This is a genomic window from Micromonospora sp. WMMD708 (assembly GCF_049315245.1).
Classification (GTDB): domain Bacteria; phylum Actinomycetota; class Actinomycetes; order Mycobacteriales; family Micromonosporaceae; genus Micromonospora; species Micromonospora wenchangensis.
In genome coordinates this window covers 1,576,915-1,602,478 of sequence record NZ_CP186060.1, presented here as the reverse complement: position 1 = coordinate 1,602,478, position 25,564 = coordinate 1,576,915, and the positions used below count along the sequence as shown (strand labels likewise).

The 25,564-nt window shown below is 74.3% G+C and carries 23 protein-coding genes; 9 read left to right on the top strand and 14 right to left on the bottom strand.

Features of this window, described 5'->3' with window-relative positions; genetic code table 11:
- Positions 1–162: 162 nt before the first annotated feature.
- Both ACN260_RS07385 and ACN260_RS07380 read left to right on the top strand, forming a co-directional pair.
- On the top strand, positions 163–972 hold the full coding sequence (locus ACN260_RS07385) for an SAM-dependent methyltransferase (RefSeq protein WP_422755270.1): 810 nt from the start codon (positions 163–165) through the stop codon (positions 970–972).
- Positions 965–2,725 (top strand): putative bifunctional diguanylate cyclase/phosphodiesterase, encoded by a 1,761-nt coding sequence (locus ACN260_RS07380; protein WP_422755269.1) that lies wholly within the window; start codon positions 965–967, stop codon positions 2,723–2,725. The genes ACN260_RS07385 and ACN260_RS07380 overlap by 8 nt, the downstream gene beginning before the upstream one ends.
- A gap of 25 nt (positions 2,726–2,750) precedes the next feature.
- On the opposite strand, the gene ACN260_RS07375 is transcribed toward ACN260_RS07380, so the two are convergent.
- From ACN260_RS07375 to ACN260_RS07330, 10 genes are all read right to left on the bottom strand, one after another.
- Complete coding sequence (locus ACN260_RS07375) at positions 2,751–3,890, bottom strand: glycosyltransferase family 4 protein (protein WP_422755268.1); 1,140 nt, start codon at positions 3,888–3,890, stop codon at positions 2,751–2,753.
- Entirely contained in the window at positions 3,887–5,146 is a 1,260-nt protein-coding gene (locus tag ACN260_RS07370; RefSeq protein ID WP_357759692.1) for a M48 family metallopeptidase, read from the bottom strand. Before ACN260_RS07370 ends, ACN260_RS07375 begins: the two co-directional genes overlap by 4 nt.
- A 152-nt stretch (positions 5,147–5,298) precedes the next feature.
- Positions 5,299–5,508, bottom strand: coding sequence for a hypothetical protein (locus ACN260_RS07365; protein WP_422755267.1), 210 nt, complete (start codon positions 5,506–5,508; stop codon positions 5,299–5,301).
- 210 nt (positions 5,509–5,718) lie between these two features.
- Complete coding sequence (locus ACN260_RS07360; protein WP_422755266.1) at positions 5,719–6,285, bottom strand: hypothetical protein; 567 nt, start codon at positions 6,283–6,285, stop codon at positions 5,719–5,721.
- 21 nt (positions 6,286–6,306) lie between these two features.
- Positions 6,307–7,500, bottom strand: a complete 1,194-nt coding sequence (locus ACN260_RS07355) for an ABC transporter permease (RefSeq protein ID WP_422755265.1) — start codon at positions 7,498–7,500, stop codon at positions 6,307–6,309.
- Complete coding sequence (locus ACN260_RS07350; protein WP_422755264.1) at positions 7,497–8,231, bottom strand: ABC transporter ATP-binding protein; 735 nt, start codon at positions 8,229–8,231, stop codon at positions 7,497–7,499. Before ACN260_RS07350 ends, ACN260_RS07355 begins: the two co-directional genes overlap by 4 nt.
- Complete coding sequence (locus ACN260_RS07345) at positions 8,231–9,457, bottom strand: efflux RND transporter periplasmic adaptor subunit (protein WP_422755263.1); 1,227 nt, start codon at positions 9,455–9,457, stop codon at positions 8,231–8,233. Before ACN260_RS07345 ends, ACN260_RS07350 begins: the two co-directional genes overlap by 1 nt.
- A 46-nt stretch (positions 9,458–9,503) precedes the next feature.
- Entirely contained in the window at positions 9,504–11,063 is a 1,560-nt protein-coding gene (locus tag ACN260_RS07340) for a sensor histidine kinase (RefSeq protein ID WP_422755262.1), read from the bottom strand.
- A gap of 14 nt (positions 11,064–11,077) precedes the next feature.
- Positions 11,078–11,767 (bottom strand): response regulator transcription factor, encoded by a 690-nt coding sequence (locus ACN260_RS07335; protein ID WP_422756645.1) that lies wholly within the window; start codon positions 11,765–11,767, stop codon positions 11,078–11,080.
- Between the two features lie 133 nt (positions 11,768–11,900).
- Positions 11,901–13,208, bottom strand: coding sequence for an efflux RND transporter periplasmic adaptor subunit (locus ACN260_RS07330; protein ID WP_422755261.1), 1,308 nt, complete (start codon positions 13,206–13,208; stop codon positions 11,901–11,903).
- Between the two features lie 223 nt (positions 13,209–13,431).
- Here ACN260_RS07330 and ACN260_RS07325 point away from each other — a divergent pair, with 223 nt between their 5' ends.
- Positions 13,432–14,031: a hypothetical protein gene (locus ACN260_RS07325; RefSeq protein WP_422755260.1), complete on the top strand. Its 600-nt coding sequence runs from the start codon at positions 13,432–13,434 to the stop codon at positions 14,029–14,031.
- A gap of 22 nt (positions 14,032–14,053) precedes the next feature.
- Here ACN260_RS07325 and ACN260_RS07320 read toward each other — a convergent pair whose 3' ends face one another.
- The gene (locus tag ACN260_RS07320; RefSeq protein WP_422755259.1) at positions 14,054–15,523 is read right to left on the bottom strand and encodes an NYN domain-containing protein; all 1,470 of its coding nucleotides are present in this window, start codon (positions 15,521–15,523) and stop codon (positions 14,054–14,056) included.
- A 127-nt stretch (positions 15,524–15,650) separates the two neighbouring features.
- Between ACN260_RS07320 and ACN260_RS07315 the strand changes: the two genes are divergently transcribed.
- From ACN260_RS07315 to ACN260_RS07290, 6 genes are all read left to right on the top strand, one after another.
- Positions 15,651–17,408 carry a DEDD exonuclease domain-containing protein gene (locus ACN260_RS07315; protein ID WP_422755258.1) on the top strand — a complete coding sequence of 586 codons (1,758 nt, stop codon included), beginning with the start codon at positions 15,651–15,653 and terminating at the stop codon, positions 17,406–17,408.
- 128 nt (positions 17,409–17,536) lie between these two features.
- Complete coding sequence (locus tag ACN260_RS07310; protein ID WP_422756644.1) at positions 17,537–19,324, top strand: RelA/SpoT family protein; 1,788 nt, start codon at positions 17,537–17,539, stop codon at positions 19,322–19,324.
- A 67-nt stretch (positions 19,325–19,391) separates the two neighbouring features.
- Positions 19,392–19,913, top strand: coding sequence for an NUDIX hydrolase (locus tag ACN260_RS07305; RefSeq protein ID WP_422755257.1), 522 nt, complete (start codon positions 19,392–19,394; stop codon positions 19,911–19,913).
- The gene (locus tag ACN260_RS07300; protein WP_422755256.1) at positions 19,910–20,770 is read left to right on the top strand and encodes a sugar phosphate nucleotidyltransferase; all 861 of its coding nucleotides are present in this window, start codon (positions 19,910–19,912) and stop codon (positions 20,768–20,770) included. Before ACN260_RS07305 ends, ACN260_RS07300 begins: the two co-directional genes overlap by 4 nt.
- Before the next feature lie 23 nt (positions 20,771–20,793).
- Positions 20,794–21,408 carry a hypothetical protein gene (locus ACN260_RS07295; protein ID WP_422755255.1) on the top strand — a complete coding sequence of 205 codons (615 nt, stop codon included), beginning with the start codon at positions 20,794–20,796 and terminating at the stop codon, positions 21,406–21,408.
- Positions 21,409–21,599: 191 nt separating this feature from the next.
- On the top strand, positions 21,600–21,887 hold the full coding sequence (locus ACN260_RS07290; protein ID WP_088644676.1) for an Lrp/AsnC family transcriptional regulator: 288 nt from the start codon (positions 21,600–21,602) through the stop codon (positions 21,885–21,887).
- 69 nt (positions 21,888–21,956) lie between these two features.
- Here the strand turns inward: ACN260_RS07290 and ACN260_RS07285 are convergent, their stop codons facing one another.
- The 3 genes from ACN260_RS07285 to ACN260_RS07275 form a co-directional block, all read right to left on the bottom strand.
- Positions 21,957–22,634: a DUF4142 domain-containing protein gene (locus ACN260_RS07285; RefSeq protein ID WP_088644675.1), complete on the bottom strand. Its 678-nt coding sequence runs from the start codon at positions 22,632–22,634 to the stop codon at positions 21,957–21,959.
- Between the two features lie 184 nt (positions 22,635–22,818).
- A complete protein-coding gene (locus ACN260_RS07280) occupies positions 22,819–24,444 on the bottom strand; it encodes a cytochrome b (protein ID WP_422755254.1) in 1,626 nt (541 codons plus the stop codon).
- Positions 24,441–25,526: a ubiquinol-cytochrome c reductase iron-sulfur subunit gene (locus tag ACN260_RS07275; RefSeq protein ID WP_422755253.1), complete on the bottom strand. Its 1,086-nt coding sequence runs from the start codon at positions 25,524–25,526 to the stop codon at positions 24,441–24,443. The genes ACN260_RS07280 and ACN260_RS07275 overlap by 4 nt, the downstream gene beginning before the upstream one ends.
- Between the last annotated feature and the right edge of the window lie 38 nt (positions 25,527–25,564).

The following is a 25,564-nucleotide window of genomic DNA, read 5'->3' as shown; positions in this document are numbered from 1 at the left end:
ACCCGGGCCTGCCGTCGGCACACCACCGGTCCGACTGCGCCCGGTGAGCGACCGGTCGCGCACTGATCGCGGTCTTTGCACCTGGGCGGTGGGCGGGCAGAATACCCGGGTGAACCGCACGGTCGGCCATGTTCGCGGTGGTACTCGACAAAGGGGTTGGGGATGCAGCGACCGAACTGGGCACCCGACGACATCGACATCGAACGCCCCAGTGTCGCCCGCATGTACGACTACTACCTCGGCGGCTCGCACAACTTCGCCGCCGACCGGGTGGCCGCCCGCGCGATGGTGGAGGCGGTGCCCGACGCGCCGCTGATGGCCCAGGCCAACCGGGCCTTCCTGCGCCGGGTGGTGCAGCACCTGGTCGACTCCGGCATCCGCCAGTTCCTCGACATCGGCTCCGGCATCCCCACCGTCGGCAACGTGCACGAGATCGCCCAGCGGGCCGACCCGCGGGCCCGGGTGGTCTACGTCGACGTCGACCCGGTCGCCGTCGCGCACAGCCAGGAGATCCTCGCCGGCAACCCCGCCGCCACCGTCGTACAGGAGGACCTGCGCCGGCCCGAGGCGATCCTGGCGCACCCCGAGGTGACCCGGCTGATCGACTTTTCCCAGCCGGTGGCCGTGATGATCGTGGCGGTGCTGCACTTCATCCCGCACGCAGACCATCCCGAGGACATCCTGCGGACGTTGCGTACGGCGCTCGCCCCGGGCAGCTACCTGGTCCTCTCGCAGGCCAGCGACGACACCCGGGGCGGGGCCGAGCGGGCCGAGGCGGAACGGGTCTACCGGCGTACCGACAGCCCGCTGTGCATCCGCAGCCGGGCCGAGCTGACCGCGTTCTTCGACGGCTTCACGATCGTCGACCCCGGGGTGGTCTGGGTGCCGCAGTGGCGGCCCGAGACGCCGGAGAGCGCCGAGAACGCCGAGCAGGCCGTCTTCCTCGGCGGCGTCGGGCGTCTCGATGGGTGAGCCGGCGGGCCCCCGGGCGTCCTGCCCGGGTACGTTCGCCCGCGCCTGGGCCAAGGCGGTCTCCGGCACCAGCTACCTGCCGATGACCCAGGCCCAGCTGGAGGAACTGCTGCAACGGCTCACCGTACGACTGGCCGCCGCGCTGCGGGCCGAGCCGTTCGACCCGCGGGTCGGTCACCAGGTGGGCGCGGAACTGGTGGCCGCGCACATCGCCTCGGCGGAGGGGCTGGGGCGGACCGTCGAGGTCGTCCAGCTCCGCCTGCTGCGCGACCTCGGCCTGGTCGGCGACGACATCTCCGACCGGCTGGCCCGGCTGCTCGCCACCATCACCACCGGGTACGCCCGCGCGCTGCGCGACCGGACCCTCGACGAGCAGGAGTCCATCCGACGGGCGGCGATGGTGGCCCGCGCCCGGGCCGAGCGGGCGCTGCGCGACAGCGAGTCCCGCTTCCGCCACCAGGCCACCCACGACCCGCTCACCGACCTGCCCAACCGCACCCTGTTCACCGAGCGGCTCGCCACCGCCCTGACCGCCCCGGGGCGGGGTTCCGCCCGGGTGGGGGTGTGTTTTCTCGACCTCGACCGGTTCAAGGTGGTCAACGACTCCCTCGGTCACCAGCTCGGCGACGCCCTGCTGGTGCAGGTGGCGCAGCGGTTGAGCCGGGCCCTCGGCGAGCACCTGGTGGCCCGCCTCGGCGGCGACGAGTTCGTCATCCTCGTCGAGCGCACCGACGGCACCGACGACGTGGTGAAGGTGGCGGAGGCGGCGCTCGCCGCGGTCGCCGAGCCGGCCCTGGTCGAGGGGCACGAGCTGACCGTCACCGCCAGCGCCGGCATCGTGGAACGGCCGGTGGCCGGCACCAGCCCGGGTGAGCTGATGCGGGCCGCCGACAGCACCCTGCACTGGGCCAAGGCGGCCGGCGGCGCCCGCTGGGCGCTGTTCGACCCGGCCCGGCACCGCACCGAGCTGGCCCGGTACGCCCTGTCGGCGGCCATCCCCGCCGCCCTGGACCGGGGCGAGTTCTTCCTGGACTACCAGCCGCTGACGTCACTACGGGACGGCACCGTGGTCGGGGTGGAGGCGCTGGTCCGCTGGCGGCACCCCGAGCTGGGGGTGCTGGGCCCGGACAGCTTCATCGGCCTGGCCGAGGAGACCGGACTGATCGTCCGGCTCGGCGGTTGGGTGCTCGCCGAGGCGTGCCGGGAGGCGGAGAGCTGGGCGGCCGGCGGCGGGCCGACCCCGTTCGTCAGCGTCAACCTCGCCGTCCGGCAGGTCCACCGCCCCGGCCTGGTGCAGGAGGTGCGCGGGCTGCTGGCGCAGACCGGCCTGCCGCCGCACCGGCTCCAGTTGGAGATCACCGAGAGCACCATGATGAGCACCGGCGGGGAGGACCCGGTCCGGGCCCTGCGGATGCTCAACGACCTGGGGGTCCGGATCGCCATCGACGACTTCGGCACCGGCTACAGCAACCTGGTCTACCTGCGCGACCTGCCGGTCACCGAGCTGAAGGTGGCCGGCGAGTTCGTGACCAGGCTGCGCAGCCCGCAGGTCGACCCGGCCAGCCGCAACGACGAGCAGATCCTGGCCTCGCTGGTGTCGCTGGCCCACGCGCTGGACCTGACCGTCACCGCCGAGGGGGTGGAGACCGCCGACCAGGCCGACCTGCTGCGCGCCATCGGCTGCGACACCGGCCAGGGCTGGCACTTCGGCAAGCCCGCCCCCGCCGCCCGTATCCTCGAACAGATCCGCTGACCTGTCACGCGGGGTGATCGACGGTTCAGCCGGGGGCGGTGGTGCCGGTGAGCAGGTCCGTCAGGCGGCGGGCCTGGGTCTCCCAGCGCCACTCCTTCTCCACCCAGGCCCGGCCGGCCGCGCCGAGCTGCCGGGAGAGGTCCCGGTCGGCGAGCAGGGTGGCCACCCGGTCGGCGAGCACGGCGACGTCACGCCCCGGCACGACGTACCCGGTCTCGCCCTCGCGGACCGCGTCCGGTGCCCCGCCGGAGTCACCGGCCACCACCGGCAGCCCGGTCGCCGACGCCTCCAGGTAGACGATGCCGAGCCCCTCGACGTCCAACCCCCGGTTACGGGTACGGCAGGGCATCGCGTAGACGTCACCGGCCGCGTAGTGGGCGGGCAGCGCCTCCCACGGCACCGAGCCGGTGAACACCACGTCACGTTCCACGCCGGTGGACCGGGCCAGCTTCTCCAGCGTCGCCCGGTAGGGTCCGCCCCCGACCACCAGCAGCGCCGCGTCGGGCACCCGGCGGCGGATCGCCGGCAGGGCCCGGATCAGCATGTCCTGGCCCTTGCGCGGGACCAGCCGGGAGACGCAGACCACCACCGGCCGGTCGGCCAGCCCGAGCCGGGCCCGCACCGGTGCGCCGTCCACCCCCGGGTGGTAGGTGTCCACGTCGACCCCGGGGGCGAGCCGGTGCAGATCGGTGACGCCGCGCAGGGCACGTTCCAGCCGTACCCGGGTGTAGTCGCCGAGGTACGTGACCACGTCGGTGTCCCGGCCGATCCGGCGCAGCGCGGCGCGCGCGCCCGGCAGGGTCGCCCAGCCGGCCTCGTGTCCGTGGGTCAGCGCCACCGCGCGGCGGATGCCGGCCCGGCGGCGCAGCCCACCGGCGAGCAGGCCCAGCGGGGCGGCGGCACCGAACCACACCGTGTCGCAGCCGTGCTCCCGGGCCAGCCGGGCGGCCCGGCGGGCGACCCGCGGGGTGGGCAGCAGCACCCGGGTGGCGTCCCGGACCACCGGGAAGGGCTGGGCGGCGTCGAACCCGGCGGTGTCGCGCCAACTGGAGGCGTAGACCACCACCGAGCCGGGCGGCTGGCGGACCGCCAGGTGGTGCACGAACGACTGGATGCCGCCGGGGCGGGGCGGGAAGTCGTTGGTGATCAACAGGGTCCGGGTCACCGGCCGGCCTCCCGGGCGTAGGCGCGGGCGGCGGCCATCCGCTCCACCGTGGACGGGTGCGAGGCGAACCAGAGGTACTCCGCCCGGGGCGGGTCGGGATCGGCCAGGTTGACCCCGGCGAGCCGGCGTTGCATCGCCTCGAAGGTGGCCGGGTCACCGGTGAGCGCCAGGGCGTGCGCGTCGGCCCGTGCCTCGATCCGGCGCGACACCAGCGCCTGCACCGGGCCGGCGACCAGCCCGACGACCGTCACCAGGGCGATCAGCAGCGCGAACGCCCGGGGCTCGGCGATCGAGTCGACACCGGCCCGGCGCAGCAGCGGCGTCCAGGACCCGACCAGGTAGAGCGCGACGACCGCGGCGGCGGCCCCGAGCGCACCGGTCAGCGTGCCGGTCCAGACGTCGCGGTCCCTGGCGTGGCCCAGCTCGTGCGCCACCACGCTGGTCACCTCGGCCGGGGTGGCCTCGCGCAGCAGGGTGTCGTAGACCACCACCCGCCGGGTCGGCCCCAGACCGGAGACGTACGCGTTGACCGCCCGGGTACGGCGGGAGGCGTCGGCGACCAGCACGTCCCGCACCGGTACGCCGTCCCGCGCGGCCAGGGCGGTCAGCTCGGTGCGCAGCGGCCCCTGCTCCATCGGGGTGAACCGGTTGAACACCGGCTCCACCAGCACCGGCAGCACGAAGGACAGCAGCACCACCAGCCCGGCCGCGCCGGCCGCCCCGAACGCCCACCACCAGCGCGGGGCGAGCCGGGTGACGGTGTAGAAGCCGAGCAGCACGGTCGCGGCGAGCACCGCGCTGAGCGCGTACGACTTGAGCAGGTCGACCGTCCAGCCGCCCCAGCCCTGGGTGGCGAGCCCGTACCGGGTCAGCACCGACTGCCGCCAGGCGGCGAACGGGAGGGTGAGCAGATCGGCGACGAGCACCACGGCGATCCCGCCGAGCACCGCGCGGGCGATCCAGTGGTCGCCGAACGGCCGGCCGGCCAGCTCGACCAGCCGCGCGCCGAGCGGGGTCAGCCCGAGCAGCAGGGCCACCAGCAGGCCGACGGCCAGCCCGGTGTAGCGGCCGGGGCGCAGGGCCGCCTGCAACGCACGCCCCCGGGCCACCTGGTCGGCGGGCAGGTCACGCAGCGCGGCGAGCTGGTCGGCGCGGGGGGCCGGGGGGCGGCTCCACGGAACCAGCAGGGCTCCGACCACGACCAGGGCCAGCACCAGCGCCGCCAGGGTCAGCACCGCCCAGCCGCGCGGGGTCACCGGGACGCCCCGGGGACGGGTCTGCGGGCGTGGCGTCGTACCCGTGTCATGCCGCCGCTCCTCCCGCCGTGAGCGCCCATCCTATGGCCCGCCGACGTCGCCCCGCCGTGGTGTCCGCCCCGGGGCCCCGCCGGAGCGGGACGGGGGCGGGGTCAGGCGACCCGGCGGCGGGTCGCCCGGGCCGGACGGGTCTCGTGGGCCAGCACCTCCACCTCGAAGCCGGAGCGGGTGAGCACCTCGATCGCCCGGTGCTCGGCGGCACCCAGGCCGGCGGCGGGCGAGTCGGTGTCGAGCAGGGCCGTCACCAGGCAGCCGGCGCAACCCGCGCCCCGGACCCGGCAACCGTCGCAGTCGATGAGCATCGTGCCTCCTGACGCTGTGCGGCGTCGGGTGGACGACCATCGTCACCACCCGAGCACCGTCGGTCAGGTCGGACACTAGCCATCGGGTACGACACAACCGGACAACCGGTGATCAACCAGAGCCGAACCGGTGGAGAGCGGCGTTGAAGCGTGCAGGGCGTCACCCTGGCGCACCGGGTGGCCGACCGAGCTCGGCGGGGCTCGACGCGGTCAGCCCCCGGCGGTGACCGCCGTGGCGGTGACCGTGCCGTCGGTCGCCGGGTCGCCCTGCACGGTGACGCTCTGTCCGGCCTTGAGCGCGCTCAACTTGCTGGCCCTGGCGGTGCGGACCGCGGTGGAGTCGGTGGTACGCACGGTGATCACGGTGCCGTCGGCGGTTTCCAGGTAGAGCGTTCCGCCGTCGACCAACTTCACCGTGCCGGTGGTCGTCTCCGGTGCGGTCGCGCCGCCGGGCTGACCTACGCCGCCCGGCCCGGCGCCGCTCTGGCCACGCCCGCCGGCACCGGGGAAGGCGGTGGGCACACCACCGGGGAACCCGGCCCGCCCCGACCCGGCGGTGATCGACTCCTCACCACCCCAGCGCTGCTGCACGTGAACCCCGCCCAGGAAGCCGGCCAGCACCAGCACCAGCACACCGAGCGCCAGGGTGGTCCGGTTCCACCAGCGGCGCGGTGCCGCTGCGGCGAGCGCGGCCGTCAGCTCGCGGTCCGGAGCACCCGCCGGGGCCGGTGGCGGGTCGTCGACCCGGTCGAAGACGACGGTGTCGCTGCTGTCCATGTCGGTTCCTCGCATGTCGGCCTACTCGTATCGCAGGGCGTCGATGGGGCGCAGCCGGGCCGCCCGGGCCGCCGGAAGGCCGCCGAAGAACAGGCCGATCGCGACCGAGACCCCGAGGGCCAGCCACACCGAACCAGGCACGATCACCGGGTGGACCCCGACGATGGTGAACCGGGCGCCGATCAGGGCCGCCGCCACCCCGAGCGCCCCACCGAGCAGGCTCAGCAGGGTCGCCTCCACCAGGAACTGGGTCAGCACCGTACGCCGACGGGCGCCCAGCGCCTTGCGGATGCCGATCTCCCGGGTCCGTTCGGTCACCGTCACCAACATGATGTTGGTGATGCCGATGCCGCCGACCAGCAGGCTGATCGCGGCCACCGCGCCCAGCAGTACGGTGAACGTGTCGGCCGTCTGGGACTGGGTCTGCAACAGCTGCGCGGCGTTCTGGATCCGGTACGGGGTGCTGCCCGAGGCCGACGTCGGCAGGCGCTGGGCGAGCACGGTGGCGATCTGCCCCTGCGCCGCCGACACGCGGTCCGGATCGCCCGCCTCCACCAGGATCGAGCTCAGCGACCCGTACCCGGTGAGCACCTCGCGTACCGCCCGCAGTGGCGCGATCGCGGTGTCGTTGGCGTCCTGGAAGCCGGTCGAGGACTTCGCCGCCAACACCCCGACCACGGTGAACAGCGCGCCGCCCGCGGTCACCTGCCGGCCCACCGGGTCCACCCCGGCGAACAGCTCGTCGGCCACGGTCCGACCGAGGACCACCACCCGGCGGCCCTGCGCCTCGTCGTCGGCGCTGAACGCCGTGCCGGCGGCCAGCGGCGAGTTCGATGCGGCGAACCAGCTCGGCCGGGTGCCCACGAACTGCGGCACCTCGTGGTCGGCCCCCTCGAAGGTCAGGGTGGTGCTCGTGGTGGCCAGCGGCGAGACCGACCATACGTCGGGCGCGAGCACCGGGTCGGCGAGCGCGTCGGCGACCTCAAGGGTCAGCCCGCCGCCGCTGCCGCCCCGGTTGGTGCCGGTGACGGTCAGCGTGTTGGTGCCCAGCGCCTCGATCCGGTCGTTGACCGCCTGGGCCGAGCCGTTGCCGACCGCGACCAGCAGGATCACCGCGGCGACACCGATCAGGATGCCGAGCATGGTCAACGCCGAGCGCAGCTTGTTGGCGGCCACGCCACGCAGCGCGAACCGGACGGTCTCGGTGAGGCTCATCGGCCCGTCCCTGGCACCGCGTGCCGCCCGCCCTGGCGGACGTCCGAGCGGACCTGCCCGTCGAGCAGCCGGATCAGCCGCCCGGCCCGGGCACCCACCTCCGGTTCGTGGGTGATCAGCACGATCGTCCGCCCGGCCGCGTTGAGCTGGTCGAAGACAGCCAGGATGTCCTCGGTGGACGTACTGTCGAGGTTCCCGGTCGGCTCGTCGGCGAGCACCAGGGCCGGCTCGGTGACCAGCGCCCGGGCCACCGCGACCCGCTGCTGCTGACCACCGGAGAGCTGGTTGGGCTGGTGGTCGGCGCGATCGGCCAGCCCCACCGCGTCCAGCGCGGCGAGCGCCCGCTGCCGCCGCCGGCCGGCCCGCACCCCGGCGTACGCCAGCGGCAGCTCGACGTTGGCCAGCGCACTGGTCCGGGGGATCAGATTGAACGCCTGGAAGACGAAGCCGATCAGGCGGTTGCGGACCAGGGCGAGCTGACGGTCGGCGAGGCTGCCCACGTCCACCCCGTCCAGCAGGTACTGCCCGCCGGAGGGCACGTCGAGGCAGCCGAGGATGTTCATCAGGGTGGACTTGCCCGAACCGGAGGAGCCCATGATGGCCACGTAGTCACCGGCGGCGACGGTCAGCGAGACACCGCGCAGGGCGTGCACGGCGGCCGGGCCCTCGCCGTACACCTTGGTCAGCATCCGGACGTCCAGGACCGGCCGGCGGGCGGGTGCCGGGGTCATCAGCGGGTTCCGTTCCCGCCCCGGACGCCGCCGCCGGGGCCGGCGCCCCCGCCGGGCAGGCCACCGCCCGGGAAGCCACCCCCGCCGGGCAGACCGCCTCCGCCGGGGGTTCCGCCGCCGGTGCTGCCCGTGCCGGTGCTCTGCGGCAGCACCACCCGCTCCCCCTCGGTCAGCCCCGAGGTGACCTCGTACGCCTGGTCGCCGGCGAGACCCACGGTGACCCGCCGGCTCTCCTGCCCCGTCTCGGTGAGCACGGTGGCGGTGCGCCGGTCGCCGGTGCCGCTGATCGCCGCCGAGCTGACCGTCAGGACGTCCGCGGCGGTGCCGGTGACCACCGAGACCCGTACGGTCTGCCCCGGCCTGGCCTCGGCGGGCAGCTCGTCGACGCTGACCGTGACGCCGTAGGTGACCACGTTGTTGGTGGTGGTGGCCTGCGGGTCGATCGCGACGACCTGCCCGCCGGCCTGGGCCCCCGGCAACGCGTTCCACGTGACGGTGGCCGCCTGACCGTCCTTGAGCCGGGTCGCGTCCGCCTCGGCGAAACCGGCGCTGACCTGGAGCTTCGTCAGGTCGGCCAGCTCGACGAACCCGCTGGCGGAGGTGGACCCGGAGCCGCTGGCACCCGTCGAACCGCTGCCACCCTGCTGCCCGGTCGAGCCGCCGCCGGTGGCCGACCCGCCGGAGGAACTGCCCACGGTGCCGTTGACCGCGACGACCGTACCGGCCATCGGCGCGGTCAGCCGGGTGCCGGTCACCGCGGCCTCGGCCTCGGACACGGCCAACTCGGCCTGGGTGACCGAGGTCTGCGCCGACGAGGTGTCCGAACCGGCGTCCTCGGCGCGGTCCAGGGCGTCCCGCGCGGCGGTCAGGTCCGCCGTCGCCACGTCGAGGTCGCGTTGCGCGGCGGCCGGGTCGACGGTGGCCAGCAGTTGGCCCTTCTTCACCCGGTCGCCCACCCGCACCCGGACGGCGGTGACGGTGCCGGCGGTGGCGAAGCTGGCACTGGCCGTCGAGGCGCTGCGCACCGAGCCGTCGGCGGTGACGGTGGCGGTCACCGTGCCCCGGGACACACTGACGGTCCGGGTGCCGGTGGGCCGGGCGTCCGCCGCCGCGTCGCCGCGCACCGCCAGCCACGCCCAGCAGCCGCCGCCGGCCAACAGCAGCACCAGGGCGGCGTTGACCGCGACGGGAGGCCGGCGCAGGACGGCCGGCAGGCGCACTCGCATGGCGGTCAGCTTCGCCGGCACGGCTGGGAGAAGCTTCGGCGCAAGCTCAGAGCTGGCTCGGAATCGACGCCGCCGGGTCGCCGCGCGACGAGGTCGGCGGCGACGGTACGGCGGGCAGCAGCACCCGGAAGGTCGTCCCCGCACCCGGACCGGTGTCCAGCTCGATCCAGCCGCCGTGCGCGTGCACGATCGACGCGGCGATGGACAGTCCCAGGCCGGAGCCGCCCCCGCCGGCCCGGCCCCGGCTCGGGTCGGCCCGGTACAGCCGCTCGAAGACCCGACCGGCGTGCCCGGCGGGGATGCCCGGCCCGTCGTCGTGCACCTCCAGCACGGCGTATCCGTCCGCGTCCGACGCGGGCACCGGCCCCGAGCGGACGACCGGCCCGGCCGGCGGGGCGGCGAGCCGACCGACGCGGACGGTCACCCGGACCGTCGGCCCGGTGTGCTGCACCGCGTTGTCGACCAGGTTCGCGGCGACCTGGCGCAGCCGGTGCTCGTCGCCGAGCACGGTCGGTGTCTCGAAGGTCGGGTCGTGCTCGACGAGGGTGCTCAGCCGCACGGGCCGGCCCGGCGTCCGGGCGTGCGCGTCGCGGATGGTGTCGGCGGCGATCCCCAGCAGATCCACCGGCCGCCGCGCGGGGGTGCGCTGCCGGTCCAGTCGGGCGAGCAGGAGCAGGTCCTCCACCAGCACACCCATCCGGGCCGCCTCGCTCTCGATCCGGCCCATCGTCTCGTCCAGCACGGCACCGGGTGGGGCGCCCCCGCGCCGGTACAGCTCGGCGAAGCCGCGGATCGAGGTCAGCGGCGTCCGCAGCTCGTGCGACGCGTCCGCGACGAACTGCCGCAGCCGGCGTTCGGAGGCGGCGCGGGCGCTCATCTCGGTGCCGATCCGGTCCAGCATCAGGTTGACCGCGGTACCCAGCCGACCGGGCTCGGTGTGCGGGTCGGTGTCGTCCACCCGGTGGGTCAGGTCGCCGCCGGTGATGCCGGCGACGACCCGCTCCATCCGGGTCAACGGGCGCAGCCCGAGCCGCACCACCGAAGCGGCCAGCAGCCCGAGGCCGAGCAGCACCCCGCCGGTGACCGCGACGTCGATGAGCAGCAGCCGGTCGGCGGTCCGGTTCACCTCGGCCAGCGAGGCACCGACCACCACGACCGCGCCGGTGCCGTCCGCCGGCACCGCGAACAGCCGCCAGTCGGCTTCGCCGTGAGCACCCGCAACGGTGTACGGCCGGCCGGTACCGGCCCGGGCGGTCACCTCGGCCAGCGTGCCCGGGTCCGGTGCCGTCGCGCTGGGGGTGCTGCTGTGCGCGGCGTCGCGGGTGCCGTCGGCGCGGTAGAACAGCACGAGTTGGTCCGGCCCGAGCCGGGCGAGCCGTCCGGCCAGCACACCCGGTGACCCGCTGGCCGCCGACCCGCTGGGTAGGCGGGGCTCGCCGGTGAACGGGCGGACCTGTCCGGCGAGTCGCTCGTCGACCCGGTCCACCAGGTAGCTTCGCAGCAGCAGCAGGCCGGCGGTGTTCGCCCCGAGCAGGGCCAGCGTGGCGAGCGCCCCGACGACCAGGACCAGTCGGGACCGCAGCGTCCAGTGCGACCAGGGGCGCACCCGGGCCAGCCGCCTCACTCGTTGCCGCGCGGCAGCCGCAGCGTGTAGCCCACGCCGCGCACCGTGTGGATCAACGGGGGATCAGCGCGGTCGACCTTGCGCCGCAGGTAGTAGACGTACGACTCGACGATCCGCCCGTCGCCCCCGAAGTCGTAGCCCCAGACCTGCTCCAGGATCTGCGCCTTGCTCACCACCCGACCGGCGTTGATCAGCAGGTAGCGCAGCAGCCGGAACTCGGTGGGCGACAGGTCGACCGGCCGCCCGGCCCGGCGTACCTCGTGGGCGTCGTCGTCCAGCTCCAGGTCGGCGTAGCGCAGCAGCCGGCTGCCCGGGGCCGGCGGCAGCTCCGCCCGGGAGCGCCGCAGGATCGCCTGGATCCGCAGCACCACCTCCTCCAGGCTGAAGGGCTTGGCCACGTAGTCGTCCGCACCGGCCAGCAACCCGGCGACCCGGTCCTCGACGGTGTCCCGGGCGGTCAGGAAGAGCACCGGCACCGGCCGGCCGGCGGCGCGCAGCCGCCGGGCCACCTCGAAGCCGTCCAGGTCGGGCAGCATCACGTCGAGGATCACCAGGTCCGGAGCGAACTCCTCCACACCGGCCAGCGCGGCCCGCCCCGACCCCGCCGCCCGCACGTCGTACGCGACCAGCCGCAGGGTGGCGGCCAGCAGGGTGCAGATGTTCGGCTCGTCGTCGACCACCAGCAGGCGGGCACCGGCGGGTTCGCCCCCGACGCTCGGGGTGGGGCCGGCCGTGGGCGGCCGGAGGATGTCGGTGTGCACCCGAACTGCGTACCGGACGAGCCTTCACGCCTGCTGTGCCGGACCTGTGCGCCGGCTGTCACCAGGAGCGCCGCACCACTTCACCGGCGTCGACCCCGGAGGTGATCTCGGTGTACTGGCCACCGCGCAGCCCGACGGTGACGGTGCGGGCCGGACCGCCGTCCGCCGGCAGCACGCTGCCGGTACGGTCCGGCCCCTCGTGTACGGCGGTGGACGGCACGCGCACCGCGTCCCGCACCGCACCGGTCTGCACCGTCACGGCGGCGCTCTGCCCGACCAGCAGGTCCTCCGGGGCGGTGGTGAAGGACAACACGACGCCGTAGCGGACCATCGTGCCGTCGGTGGTGCCGACCGGATCGACCTGCACCACGCTCGCCTCGAACGGCTGCCCGGGCCGGCCGGCCAGGGCCAGTGTGGCGCTCTGCCCGACCGCGAGCGCCCCGGCGTCGGCCTCCGGGAACGTCGCCACCACCTGCATGGCGTACGTGTCGGCCAGGGTGATGAAGGTGCTGTCCCGGTTCACCCGGCTGCCCACCGGCCCGGCCACGGAGAGCACGGTGCCGGCCATCGGCGCGCTGATGGTGGCACCGTCGAGGGCCTCCTGCGCCTGTGCGAGGGCGGCCTCGGCCCGGTTGACCCGGCGTTGGGCGGCCAGGATCGGGTCGGTGCCCCGGGCAGCGTCCCCGGCGTCCGCGCCGCAGTCCGCGCCACCGCTCCCGGGGCCTGCCGGGGCCGGGGCCGCGCCCGGTCCACCGGTGGCGGTCGGCACGGGGCCACCTGGCGTACGGCTCGGCGAGGCCGAGCTCGCGGTGGGTCGGGACGTGGGGCTGCCGCCGGTGGTGGGCGTGCCGGTGGTCGGTGTCGCCCCGGTCGTGCCGGTGGGCTCCGGCGAGTGCCAGAGCACCGGTCGTGCCCCGGCGCCGGACCCGGTGCCGGTGGCGCAGTCCGGTGCCGGGTCGTCGGCCGCGTCCCATGCCGTGGTCAGCGCGTCCCGCGCCTCGGCCAGCTCGGTCCTGGCGTCCTGGACGGTGTCCGCCGCGTCGGCCGTGTCGGCCTCGGCGAGCGTGGCGAGCTGCTGGCCGACCGTGACCACGCTGCCCGGCCGCACGCCGACCGTCTGCACCGTGCCGGCGACGGTGAAGCTGAGGCCGCGGGTGGTGGCCGGCTGGACGGTGCCCGTGGTGGCCACCTCGACGACGACCGGCCCCCGGTCGACGGCCACCGTCACCGGTCGGGTCGACGCGTGCGGGGTGTCCGCCGTCCAGACGCGTACGCCGGCCGCGCCGAGCAGCAGCAGACCGGCGGCACCGGCCGCCCACCACCGGGTCCGCCGGGTACGCCAGCGTCGTCTCAGACCGATCCCCATGGTCGGGCAGTCTGCGCAGCCCGCCTCGCGGTCGGCTCGACCGCACCTCAGAGTTCGCTCGGAACCGGACCCCGGCCCGACTGCCCGCCCGGCCGCAGAGCAGCAGACCGGTGCGGCAGGTGCCCCGGGTCGCGCTCCGAGGGAACTCCGAGCCGGGTCCGAGCCGCCGACGAGGTACGACGGGTTCGCTGAGCAGCTACCGGATGAAGCCTGAGGAGGGCCCGTGCCGTTGACCAAGAGGTTCCGTCGGTTGGCGACCGTGATGACCGCCGCCGCCTCGGCCACGTTGCTGCTGGCCGCCTGCGGTGGTGGGTCCGACGACGACGGGCCGGGTGACGCGGGTGGGGCCGGGAACTCCTTCGCGGCCTACCAGGAGTGCCTGCGGAACAACGGCGTGGCGCTGCCGACGATGGACCCGTCACGCGGCCCCGGCGGCGCACGCCCGTCCGGCCTGCCGTCGGGCTTCCCGACCGACCGCCCGACCGCCCGACCGTCGGGCTTCCCGACCGGCAGCGCCGACCCGTCGCGGGGCGCGGGGCGCGGCTTCCCGGGCGGCGGCCGTCCCGAGGGGGTCGACGAACAGACCTGGCAGAAGGCGCAGCAGGCGTGTGCGTCGGTGCAGCCCAGCGGCCGGCCGGGCGGCCCCGGCGCATCCGGCGCACCGGGCGCACGTCCGGGTGGCTCGGACGACGGGCGGTCCACCGCCTACCGCACCTGCCTCACCGACCGGGGCCAGGATCCGGACCGGCTCGTCGACAGCGACCCGAAGACCCGCGAGGCGTTGGCCGCCTGCGCGGTGCTCAGCCCGTCCCCGACGACCTGACCACCGCCGCGCGCCGCCCAACTCAGGAGCGGGCCAGCCGGCGCAGCAGCGAGTCGGCCCCCAGCGGGTACGCCCCGTGCCGGCGCACCCCGTCGGCGACCTCCCGGTCGGAGGAGACCACCACCACCGGACGGCCGGGCGGCTCGGCCCGGACCAGCCGGCGGATCAGCTCGTCGGCGGTCTCGCCCTTGCGGGAGAAGAGCACCCGCACCCCGCGCGGGGTGGGCGGCAGGCCGTGCATCCGCTCCGCGCCGTCGAAGACCACTGTCACCTCGTCGCCGGTCTGCGCGGCGATCCCGCCGAGCCCGGTGATCAGCCGCTTGCGCTGCTGTTCGAGGGACATCTCGCCGAACCCGCGCTTGGTGACGTTGTAGCCGTCGACGACCAGGTGGGCGCGGGGCAGGGCGAGCAGCTGGTCCAGCCGGGCCGGGTCGTCGGTGTCCCGGGCGCGGGCGGCCGGCCCGCCCGGGGTGGCGGCCGGGGCGTCGGTGAAGGCGTCGGCCACGAAGTCGGCGGGGAGTTTGTCCACCGGGTCCAGGGCCAGTTCGCGGCGCAGTCCGACGGCGGCCTGGCCGATCGTCTCCAGCAGCAGCCACAGCCGGGCGTCGTCGACCGAGCGGGCCTCCTTGGCGCTGGCCTTGGCCACGCCCGCCGCCGCCTCGGCCTCGGCCAGCCGGGCCCGCGCCCGGCGCAGCTCGGCGTCGCTGTCGGCGGCGGCGCGGGCGGCCCGGCCGCGTTCGGTGGCGAGCAGCTCGTTGGCCCGGCGTTCCCGGGCCTGGGTCTCCCGCAGGCCACGCTGGAGTTGGCGGTTCTCCTCCCGGAGCTGGCCCAACTCCTCACGGACCCGGGCCAGCTCGTCGCGGAGCTTGTCCGCCTCGACCCGGGCCACCGCCCGGTCGTGCTCGGCGCGGGTGGCCCGCTGCTCGGCCTCACGGACCAGTTCGGCGACGACCGCGCTGTCCGCCTCGGCGCGGACCGCCGCGCCGCTGGCGTCGATCAGTTCCCGCCAGCCCCGGGGCCGGACCAGGTAGGCCAGCGCGGCCACCTCGACCGGGTCGGCGGCGGCCGGTGCGGTGCCCTCGACCACGGCCGTACCGAGGTCACCGGCGTCGGCCAGGACCCGGGCGGTGACCCGCTGCCGGAACAGCGGGTCGGCGGTGAGCTGGGCGGCGATCACCGAGCCGCCGAGCCGGGCCCGGCGGTTGGGGGCGAACTTCGCCACCCGGCGCAGCGGCACCGGCACCTCGTCGGCGGGCAGGACGGGCAGGACCGCCGCGGTGAGCGCCACGATCCGCTGCCGGACCGGCTCGGGCAGGACGGGCTCCGGTTCCGGCAGCCCGTCCACCGGCCCACCGGCGTCGGATTCCTCGGGCATGGGAGGGGTGGCCTCGGCCTCGGGCGCCCCCGCACCCGGGTCCCCGCCGGCACCGGGCGCGGCGGTGGACGACCCCTCCAGCGGGAGGTGGTCGTCGTGCGGGTCGGTGAGGGGCATGGGGCAAGTCTCCCACCGCGACCGGGCCCACCGCCGGATGAGTGAGCCGATCTCTCATCCTACGCCGCCAGGGGCCCCTGGGGCTGCGGTGACGGGAGTGTCGGACCGAACGGTTAACCTGCCGCCCGTGGCACCTGGGGAGTACGTCCAGCAGACCCTGGCCGGTCTGGACCGGTCGGCCGGCGGCGTCGATCCCGCCCTGCCGCTGTACGCGACGACGTTCGTGGTGGTCGACCTGGAGACCACCGGCGGCTCACCCGACGGCGGGGGCATCACCGAGATCGGCGCGGTCAAGGTGCGCGGCGGTGAAGAGCTGGGGGTGCTCGCCACCCTGGTCAACCCGGGGGTGCCGGTCCCGCCGTTCATCACCGTGCTGACCGGCATCACCCAGGCCATGCTGCTGCCCGCGCCGCCGATCGAGCAGGTGCTGCCGAGCTTCCTGGAGTTCGTCGCCGACGCCGTGCTGGTGGCCCACAACGCGCCGTACGATGTGGGGTTCCTCAAGGCCGCCTGCGCCAAGCACGGTTACCGCTGGCCCAACCCCCGGGTGCTGGACACAGCGGCGCTGGCCCGGCGGGTGCTCAGCCGCGACGAGGTGCCCAACCGCAAGCTGGGCACCCTGGCCGCCTACTTCCGCACCGCCACCCAGCCCACCCACCGCGCGCTCGACGACGCCAAGGCCACCGTGGACGTGCTGCACGGGCTGATCGCCCGGCTCGGTGGGCACCGGGTCGACACCGTCGGCGAGGCGATCGAGTTCACCCGCGCGGTCAGCCCCACCCAGCGGCGCAAGCGGCACCTCGCCGACGGTCTGCCCAAGGGGCCCGGGGTCTACATCTTCCGGGCCGCCGACGACCGACCGCTCTACGTCGGTACGTCGGGCGACATCGCCACCCGGGTCCGCAGCTACTTCACCGCCGCCGAGAAGCGGGCCCGGATGTCGGAGATGCTGGCCGCCGCCGAGCGGGTGGAGGCGGTCCCGTGCGCCCACCCGCTGGAGGCGGAGGTCCGCGAGCTGCGGCTGATCGCCGCGCACGCGCCGCCGTACAACAGGCGGTCGAAGTATCCGGAACGGATGGTGTGGCTCAAGCTCACCGGCGGGCCGTACCCCCGGTTGTCGGTGGTGCGCGGCCTGGCCCCCGGCGACACCGCCTACCTCGGCCCGTTCCGCTCCACCCGGGCCGCCGAGCTGGCCGCCGCCGGGTTCCACGACGCGGTGCCGCTGCGCCAGTGCACCCACCGGCTGTCGCTGCGCACGGTCACGCCGGCCTGCGCGCTGGCCGAGCTGGGCCGCTGCCCGGCGCCCTGCGAGCACCGGATCACCCCGCAGGAGTACGACGACCGCGCGGTCGCCCCGTTCCGCACCGCCACCACCAGTGACCCGCAGGTGGTGGTGGACGCCCTGCTGGCCCGGATCGAGGCGTTGGCGTCCGCGCAGCGCTACGAGGAGGCGGCGGTGGTGCGCTCCCGGCTGGCGGCGGTGCTGCGGGCCACCGTCCGGATGCAGCGGCTGGCCGGGCTGACCCGGATCGCCGAGCTGGCCGCCGCCCGGCCCGCCCCGGGGGGCGGCTGGGAGCTGGCGCTGGTCCGGTACGGGCGGCTCGCCGGGGCCGGGGTGTCCCCGCCGGGCGTCCACCCCCGACCGACGATCACCGCGATCCGGGCCACCGCCGAGACGGTGGAGCCGGGCGGGCACGGGCCGGTGCCCCGGGCCACCGCCGAGGAGACCGAACGCATCCTGTCCTGGTTGGAACGACCGGAGACCCGGCTGGTGGAGATGACCTCCGTTTGGTCGTCCCCGGTGGCCGGCGCAGGACGCTTCCGTGACCTGCTGGCGAAGGCCGAGGGCGGCGGGTCCCACCAACTCTCGACCGAACGCTCATGAGCAAGTGTCCGATCGGACGACCCCGCCTCGCTTAGTCTGTTAAGGGAGTGCAGTCCTGCCCGTTTCGTGGGCCTGCTTCCGGTTGCCGGCGACGGTGACCGTGGAGCCGGGGTGAGGAGGTGTCCCTCGTGGACGTCGACGCCGGACACGGCGCCGCCCTGGGGGGTGCGCTCCCGGCCCAGCCGGGCGAGTTGCCCCTGACCCGGCGGCTCCGGTCCCTGTTGAGCTGGCCGGCCAACGACGCCGACCCGGTGACCCAGTTGGTCCGCACCCACCGCGGTATCCATTCGAGCGCGGACGCCTCGGTGCTGCGTCGGGCGTACACGATCGCCGAGAACATGCACCGCGGCCAGTTCCGCAAGAGCGGCGAGCCGTACATCACCCACCCGCTGGCGGTCGCCCAGATCTGCGCCGACCTCGGGATGGACACCACCACCCTGGTCGCGGCGCTGCTGCACGACACGGTGGAGGACACCCGCTACACCCTCCAGGCGCTCAGCGAGGACTTCGGGCCCGAGGTGGCGCACCTGGTCGACGGGGTGACGAAGTTCGACAAGGCGTTCTACGGCAAGGCCGCCGAGGCGGAGACGATCCGCAAGATGATCATCGCGGCCGGCAAGGACGTCCGGGTGCTGATCATCAAGCTGGCCGACCGGCTGCACAACATGCGCACCCTCGGGGTCCGCTCGGCCGCCTCCCGGGAGCGGATCGCCCGCAAGACCCAGGAGGTGCTGGTCCCGCTCTGCGACCGGCTCGGCATCCAGACCCTCAAGCGTGACCTGGACGACGTGGTGCTGCTGCACCTGGAGCCCGACGAGCACGCCCGGCTGGCCCGGCACGTGCACGACCGGCCCGGCTGGGACGCCTACCTCGACGACGTGGTGGCCCAGGCGAAGGTGGCGCTGCGCCGCAGCCGGGTCGACGCCGAGGTGAGCGTCCGCCCCCGGCACCTCTACTCGATCTGGAAGGACACCGTGGCCGGCGGGCACGCCGTGCCGTACGACCTGCCCCGGATCGTGATCGTGGTGGACGGCCCGGCCACCGACTGTTACGCCGCCCTCGGCGCGGTGCACGGCCGTTGGCGGCCGGTCCCCGGCCGGTTCAAGGACTTCATCGCCTCCCCCAAGAACAACCTCTACCGTTCCCTGCACACCAGCGTCTGCGGCCCGCAGGAGCGCACGGTCGAGGTGCTGATCCGCACCCGGGAGATGCACCGCTGCGCCGAGTACGGCGTGGCCGCCGACTTCCGTTTCCCCCGGGCCGCCACCGGGGCCAGCAACACCGACCAGCTCTCCTGGCTGCGCCGGGTGCTCGACTGGGAGCAGGAGGCCCCCGACCCGGCCCAGTTCCTCCAGTCGTTGCGGTGTGACCTGGCCGAGGCGCAGATCCAGGTGGTCGCCGACGGCCGGCAGGTGGTGCTCCCGGCCGGGGCCACCCCGGTGGACCTCGCCTACGAACTGGGCACCGAGCTGGGCGACCACTGCCTCGCGGCGCGGATCAACGGCCGGCTCGCGCCGCTCGCGTCCGAACTGGACGAGGGCGACGTGGTGGAGATCTACACCGAGAGCGACGCGGAGAGCGGCTTCGAGGCGGACGTCGCCCCCCGCGGGCCCCGCCGCGAGTGGCTCGACTTCGTCAAGTCGCCGCACGCGCAGATGCAGATCAGCCGCTGGTTCACCGAGCACACCGAGCCCGGCATCTCCATCGCCGACAAGGTCCGCCTCGGGCGGGCCACCATCGGCCTGGCGCTGCGCAAGCACGACCGGGGCCTGGCCAGCGACCTGCCGCTGCTGCGGCTGTCGGAGGAACTCGGCTATCCCGACCTGGAGACCCTGCTGGTCGCGGTCTTCGACCGGGCCGTCGAACCGGACACCGTGGTCCGCCAGCTCATCGACCTGGTCGACCATCGGCAGTGAGGCCCTGGCCGGGTGACCGGTCGCCCCGCACCGCACGGCAGCGCACCGACGGCCTAGCCTGGAGACCATGATCCTCCGTTCCCGCGCCACCGGCCGGGCCGTCGCGTACAAGGTCTTCTACCGGCTGCCGGTCTCGGTGCGTCGTCGCCTGGTCCGGCTCGCCGGGCCGAAGTACGTCGTCGGCGCGGTGACCCTGGTCCGGGACAGCGGGGCCGCCGGGGCCGGCCGGCTCCTGCTGCTGCGCCAGCCCCCGGGGCACAGCTGGACGCTGCCCGCCGGCCTGCTCCAGCGCGGGGAGGCCCCGGTCGTCGGCGCGGCCCGCGAGCTGTACGAGGAGTCCGGCGTCCGGCTCGCCCCGGAACAGCTCCGCCCGGCCGTGCCGAACGCGGTGGTGCACACCCGGGGCTGGGTGGACATGGTCTTCGAGGCGGAGGTGCCCGCCGCCACCACGACCCTGAAGGTGGACGGCGCGGAGGTCTTCGAGGCGGCCTGGCACCCGCTGGACGACCTGCCCCGGTTGAGCCGGGCCACCGCCAACCTGCTGGGCCACTACGGCATCGGGCCGCAGGCCGGCCAGCCGACGACATGACCGCCCCGGACGGCCTGTGCGCGGTGGTGCTCGCCGCCGGTGAGGGCACCCGGCTGCGCCCGCTGACCGCCCGGGTACCCAAGGCGCTCTGCCCGGTCGGCAACGTGCCGCTGCTGGACCGGGCCCTGCACCGGCTGGCCGGGCTGGGCCTGCACGGGCCGCAGCGGGTGGCGGTGAACGCCTGCTATCTGGCCGACCAGGTGGTGACGCACGTCGGTGACCGGGCGCACCTGTCGGTGGAGCCGGGTGACCCGTTGGGCACCGCCGGCGGCCTGGGCAACCTGCGGGAGTGGATCGGCGGGCGGGGGGTGCTGGTCGGCAACGCCGACGCGTACCTGGCCGATCCCGGTGCCGCCCCCGGCCCGGACATCGCGGCGCTGCTGGCCGGGTGGGACTTCCGGTCCGTACGCCTGCTGGGCCGGCCGGCGCCCGACCCGCGCGCCCCCGGCACCTTCGACGGGCACGTGTTCACCGGCTTCTCGCTGCTGCCCTGGCACCGGGTGCGGGAGCTGCCGGCGAGCTTCGGTGACCTGGTCCGCACGGTGTGGCGGCCGGCGGAGGCGGCCGGCGAGCTGACCGTGGTGCCGTACCCGGGCACGTTCTTCGACACCGGCACGCCCGCCGACTACCTGGCGGCCAACCTGCACGCCGCCGGCGACGACGCCCTGGTCGCTCCGGACGCCACCGTCACCGGCCGGGTCCGGCACGCGGTGGTCGGCGCGGGTGCGGTGGTACGCGGCGACGTGGAGCGCGTGGTGGTGTGGCCCGGCGCGACGGTCGGCCGTCACGAACGGCTCCGCGACGTGATCCGGGCGGCCGACGGGCTCACCGTGGCCGCCCCGCCGGGCGAAGGTTGATCACCGGTGTCAGAATCACCGGCATGCAGCCCTCCGCGCCCCGGATCCCCCTGTCGATCGGCTACCGGTCGAGCCGTACCGGTCGGGTCGTCTCGTTGGTGGTGCTGGGTGTCCTGCTCACGGTGACCTGCGGCTGTGTCGGTGCCGTCCTCGGGACCGTCCTGAACGCGTCGGTCGGTGCGGGCACCTCGGGCAGCGGGGCGGTGCCGGCGCTCGTCGCCCTCCTGTCGGCCGGGCTGGTCGCCGTCCTCGTCGGCCTGCTGGTCACCAGCGTCGTGCGGACGAACGCCTGGTTGGAGGGCTCCCGGCTCACCGTGGTCCGGCTCACCACGAAGAGCGTCGACCTGCGGGCCGCCCGGTCGGTGACGTTGCAGGCGACGGCCGTCGCGCACACCGGCGTCGCCAGCGACGGCTCGGTGGTCGCCACCGGCGCGGTCACCCGTACCCCGGTGCTCACCGTCACCACCGACACCGGCACGGTCAAGTTGGGGCTGCGCAGCAAGGAGAGCCTGCTCATCCCGCCGCCCGAGATGTACGCCCTGGCCGCCGCGCTGGACACCGCCCGCTGCCCGGGGGCCCCGGAGGCGGCCGCCTGGCTGCGCGCCATGGCCGCCGACCCCCGCACCATGCTGCTCTGACCCGTGCCGCCGGTCGGTCCTGGTCACCGCGACATCGCCGATGTTGCGGCCTCCGCCCGGCCGGACACCGCTGAATCAGCGACATTGCGACAGCCCCACCCCGGCGGCCCGGGGGCGGACAGAAGCGGCACTAGCATGGTCAGCGACGCCAGGCCGGCGTCGCGCCCGGCACGACGAACGGAGAATCGTCAGTGATCACCGCGATCGTCCTGATCGACTGCGCCACCGACTCGATCCCCGAGGTGGCCGAGAACCTGGCCAACCTGCCCGGGGTCAGCGAGGTCTACTCGGTGGCCGGGCACGTCGACCTGATCGCCATCGTCCGGGTCCGGGAGTTCGAGCAGATCGCCAAGGTCATCGCCGGCAGCATCTCCAAGGTCCCCGGCGTGCTCAACACCGAGTCGCACATCGCCTTCCGCGCCTACTCCCAGCACGACCTGGAGGAGGCGTTCGCGATCGGGCTGGCCAGCGCCGACTGACCGCCGCGCCGGACAGGCGACGGTGGCCGGCCCCGTCGGGGACCGGCCACCGTCAGGTGGTACGGGACGTCAGCTGTTACCCGGAGCCGGCGTCTCGGTGGTGCCACCCGGTTCCGGTGACTCCGTGGTGCCGCCCGGGGCCGGGGACTCGGTCGTGCCACCCGGAGCCGGCGTACCGCTGCCACCAGGGCTCGCGGTGCCGCTGGCGCTGGTCTGCGGGACCGGGACGCCCAGCTCCTGGGCCAGGGCGACCAGCGCGTCGTAGTGCGCCTGCAACACCGGCAGCGCGTCCTGCGCGAGCTGGACCACCGACTGCTCGGAGCCCTGCGAGATCTCGGTCTGGGTGGCCTGGATGGCCTGCACGTGACCGGCCAGCTCAGCGGTCACCCACGCCTTGTCGAACGCGGCGCCGTTGAGGCCGTTGAGCTTGTCGATCACCTTCTGCTGGTCGGCCGTCGGCGCGTTCGGCAGGGTCACGTTCAGCTGCTGGGCGGTGCTCTTCACCGTCTGGTCGAGCTGGGTGTGATCGGTGACGAACTGCTGCCCCAACTGCTTGACCTGCTCGTTCTGCCCCTTCTTCTGGGCCAGGTTCCCGGTGACGATCTCGGCCAGGTTGACCTGGTGCACCGCCTGCAGGTACTGGGTGTCCTGCGCCGACGGCTGCGCGGCGGCCTGCGCGGCAGCCGCGGGGGCCAGGCCGACCACCACCAGCGTGGCCAGCAGTCCCAGGCGTTTGATACCCAACATGTTCCCTCCCCGTTTTCGTTGGACCGCACGGATACCCGGCTGGCGCGGGTTATTCCTGCGCTTTCCACCCGTTGGTGGCCGGTCACGGCAACCACCGCCCGCCGCGCGGGTCGGCCACCGGAACGGACGAAGCGCCCGCCGGAGGACTCCGGCGGGCGCTTCGGTGCAGAGTGGTACGGGCAGGTCAGCGGCGGGAATCCCCGCTGCCGATCTCCTCCCGCTCGGGGCGGGGTTCCACCGGCGGGTGCCCCGGCGAGACCGGCGCCTCGACCGGCTTCTCGATCGGGTAGAAGAAGCCCCGGATCGCCGGGCCGAGCGCCCCGAGCCGGTTCATCTTCTTCGGCACCACCCAGCCGACGTAGTCCAGTTCACCGTGCCCGTGGCCGTCACCGGCGCTGAGCGGCTGGTGGACCTCCTCGAACCGGCCGTCGGGCAGCCGCCTGATGATGCCGGTCTCCACCCCGTGGGCCAGCACCTCCCGGTCGTGCTGCTGAAGACCCAGGCAGATCCGGTACGCGACGTAGTACGCCAGCGGCGGGATGAACAGCAGACCGATCCGGCCCGCCCAGGTCATCGCGTTCAGGCTGATGTGGAACTTGTCGGCGATCACGTCGTTGGCGCCGGAGAGGGTCAGCACGATGTAGAAGGCGACGGCCATCGCGCCCACCGCGGTCCGGGCCGGGACGTCCCGGGGGCGCTGCAGCAGGTTGTGGTGCCGGTAGTCCTTGAGCTGCCGGGCCTCCACGAACGGGTAGAGCGTGGAGAGGCCGACCAGGATGCCCGGCAGCACGACCGTCGGCCAGAACAGCGGCGGGATGACGTACCCGTCGCCGATCGGGATGTTGATCTCCCAGGCGGGCATCAGGCGGGTCGAGCCGTCGAGGAACATGACGTACCAGTCGGGCTGGCTGGCCGCCGAGACCACCCACGCCTCGTACGGGCCGAAGTACCAGATCGGGTTGATCTGGAACAGGCCACCCATCAGCGCGATCACGCCGAAGACGACCATGAAGAAGCCGCCCTGCTTGAGCGCGTAGCGCGGGAACATCCGCTCGCCGACCACGTTGGAGTTGGTCCGGCCGGGGCCGGGCCACTGGGTGTGCTTCTGCTTGAACACCAGGCCCAGGTGGGCGCTGATCAGCGCGACCAGCAGGCCCGGGATCAGCAGCACGTGGGCGATGAAGAACCGGCTGATGATGATCTCGCCGGGGAACTCGCCACCGAAGATCGACGAGGTGACCCAGGAGCCGATCACCGGGATCGACAGCATGATGCCGGAGGCGATCCGCAGACCGGTGCCGGACAGGCCGTCGTCCGGCAGCGAGTAGCCGGTGAAGCCGGCCAGGAAGCCCACCCAGAACAGCAGCGAGCCGATGATCCAGTTGGTCTCCCGCGGCTTGCGGAACGCGCCGGTGAAGAAGACCCGCATCATGTGCACCACGATCGCGGCCATGAACAGCAGCGCGGACCAGTGGTGCATCTGCCGCATGATCAGGCCGCCCCGGACATCGAACGAGATGTCCAGGCTGGAGGCGTACGCGGCGGACATCGGGGTGCCCCGCAGCGGGGCGTAGCTGCCGTTGTAGACCACCTCGGTCATCGCCGGCTCGTAGAAGAAGGTCAGGAAGACCCCGGTGAGCAGCAGCACGACGAACGAGAAGAGCGCGATCTCGCCGAGCAGGAACGACCAGTGGTCCGGGAAGACCTTGTTGAGCAGCTTGCGCAGCGGGGTGGCGACCTGGAAGCGGTCGTCCACTCCCCCGGCGGCCTTGCCCGGCACCGCTGCTACGTCAAACTTTCGGCGCTTCATGGCCGCTCCCAGAAGTCGGGGCCGACGGTTTCGGTGTAGTCGGACTTCGCCACGAAGAAGCCGTCCTCGTCCACCTCGATCGGCAGCTGGGGAAGCCGCCGGCTCGCCGGGCCGAAGACCGGCCGGGCGTTGTCGGTGATCAGGAACTGGCTCTGGTGACACGGGCAGAGCAGCCGGTTGGTCTGCTGCTCGTAGAGGCTCGCCGGGCAGCCGGCGTGGGTGCAGATCTTGGAGTACGCCGCGTAGTTGCCCCACATGTAGTCACCGTGGCCGACCCGCGAGTTGGCCTGCCGGGACTTCTCCGCGTCGGCCTCCCGCAGGTGGATCAGCAGGGTCGGCGAGTCGGCGTGCTTGTTGCTCACCCCGTGCTCGATGCCCGGGAACACGGTGAGCTGGCCACCGGCGCTCACGTCGGCCGGGCGGATCGGCCGGCCGTCCTCGCGGACCAGCCGGATCTTCTTCCCGTCCTGCGGGGCGAAGCCGGTGGTGAACATCTGGTTGTTCTTGTGCGGGTCGGAGATCAGCCCGCCGACCAGCGGGGCCGCGGCGACCGCGCCGACCGGTAGCAGTCCGGCGACCAGCGAGACGCCGAGCAGCGGACGACGCCGTACCCCCATCTCGTCGGCGAGGTAGAGCATGGTCTCGCCGGTGATCTTCCGGTCCTCCGGCGAGCCGGGACCGTCGTGCCGGTCCTGGATCGAGACCTCCTTGGGCAGCAGCTTCTTGCCCCAGGTGAGGATGCCGAAACCGATGCCGAGCAGGGCGATGCCCAGGGTGAGGCCGAGCAACGGGGTGTACCACTTGTCGCCGCCGCGACCCGGCTCGTACTCCCAGGGCCACCAGATGTAGACGACCAGGAACGCGGTGGCGGCCAGGCCGGTGAGCAGGAACATCGCCGCGACCGTACGGGTCAGCCGGCGCTCGGCCTTGCTACCCGGGACGACCTGCTCCTCGTAGTGAACGATCTCGATGTCGTCCCGGCGGGCGCCCTCGGTGACGATGTCGAACCGGGACAGCCGGGGGTCGTGGACGTCGAGCGGCTCCCGGTCCTGCGGGGCGTGCTGCTCGGTCTTGGTGCTCATGCCGTCACCTCGCTACGGGCGGTGCCGGCGCACGGCAC

Coding starts and splice junctions, on each gene's coding strand:
- ACN260_RS07385 (WP_422755270.1), top strand. CDS start 163: ATGCAGCGACCGAACTGGGCACCCGACGACATCGACATCGAACGCCCC.
- ACN260_RS07380 (WP_422755269.1), top strand. CDS start 965: ATGGGTGAGCCGGCGGGCCCCCGGGCGTCCTGCCCGGGTACGTTCGCC.
- ACN260_RS07365 (WP_422755267.1), bottom strand. CDS start 5,508: ATGCTCATCGACTGCGACGGTTGCCGGGTCCGGGGCGCGGGTTGCGCC.
- ACN260_RS07360 (WP_422755266.1), bottom strand. CDS start 6,285: ATGGACAGCAGCGACACCGTCGTCTTCGACCGGGTCGACGACCCGCCA.
- ACN260_RS07355 (WP_422755265.1), bottom strand. CDS start 7,500: ATGAGCCTCACCGAGACCGTCCGGTTCGCGCTGCGTGGCGTGGCCGCC.
- ACN260_RS07350 (WP_422755264.1), bottom strand. CDS start 8,231: ATGACCCCGGCACCCGCCCGCCGGCCGGTCCTGGACGTCCGGATGCTG.
- ACN260_RS07345 (WP_422755263.1), bottom strand. CDS start 9,457: ATGCGAGTGCGCCTGCCGGCCGTCCTGCGCCGGCCTCCCGTCGCGGTC.
- ACN260_RS07330 (WP_422755261.1), bottom strand. CDS start 13,208: ATGGGGATCGGTCTGAGACGACGCTGGCGTACCCGGCGGACCCGGTGG.
- ACN260_RS07320 (WP_422755259.1), bottom strand. CDS start 15,523: ATGCCCCTCACCGACCCGCACGACGACCACCTCCCGCTGGAGGGGTCG.
- ACN260_RS07305 (WP_422755257.1), top strand. CDS start 19,392: ATGATCCTCCGTTCCCGCGCCACCGGCCGGGCCGTCGCGTACAAGGTC.
- ACN260_RS07300 (WP_422755256.1), top strand. CDS start 19,910: ATGACCGCCCCGGACGGCCTGTGCGCGGTGGTGCTCGCCGCCGGTGAG.
- ACN260_RS07295 (WP_422755255.1), top strand. CDS start 20,794: ATGCAGCCCTCCGCGCCCCGGATCCCCCTGTCGATCGGCTACCGGTCG.
- ACN260_RS07285 (WP_088644675.1), bottom strand. CDS start 22,634: ATGTTGGGTATCAAACGCCTGGGACTGCTGGCCACGCTGGTGGTGGTC.
- ACN260_RS07280 (WP_422755254.1), bottom strand. CDS start 24,444: ATGAAGCGCCGAAAGTTTGACGTAGCAGCGGTGCCGGGCAAGGCCGCC.
- ACN260_RS07275 (WP_422755253.1), bottom strand. CDS start 25,526: ATGAGCACCAAGACCGAGCAGCACGCCCCGCAGGACCGGGAGCCGCTC.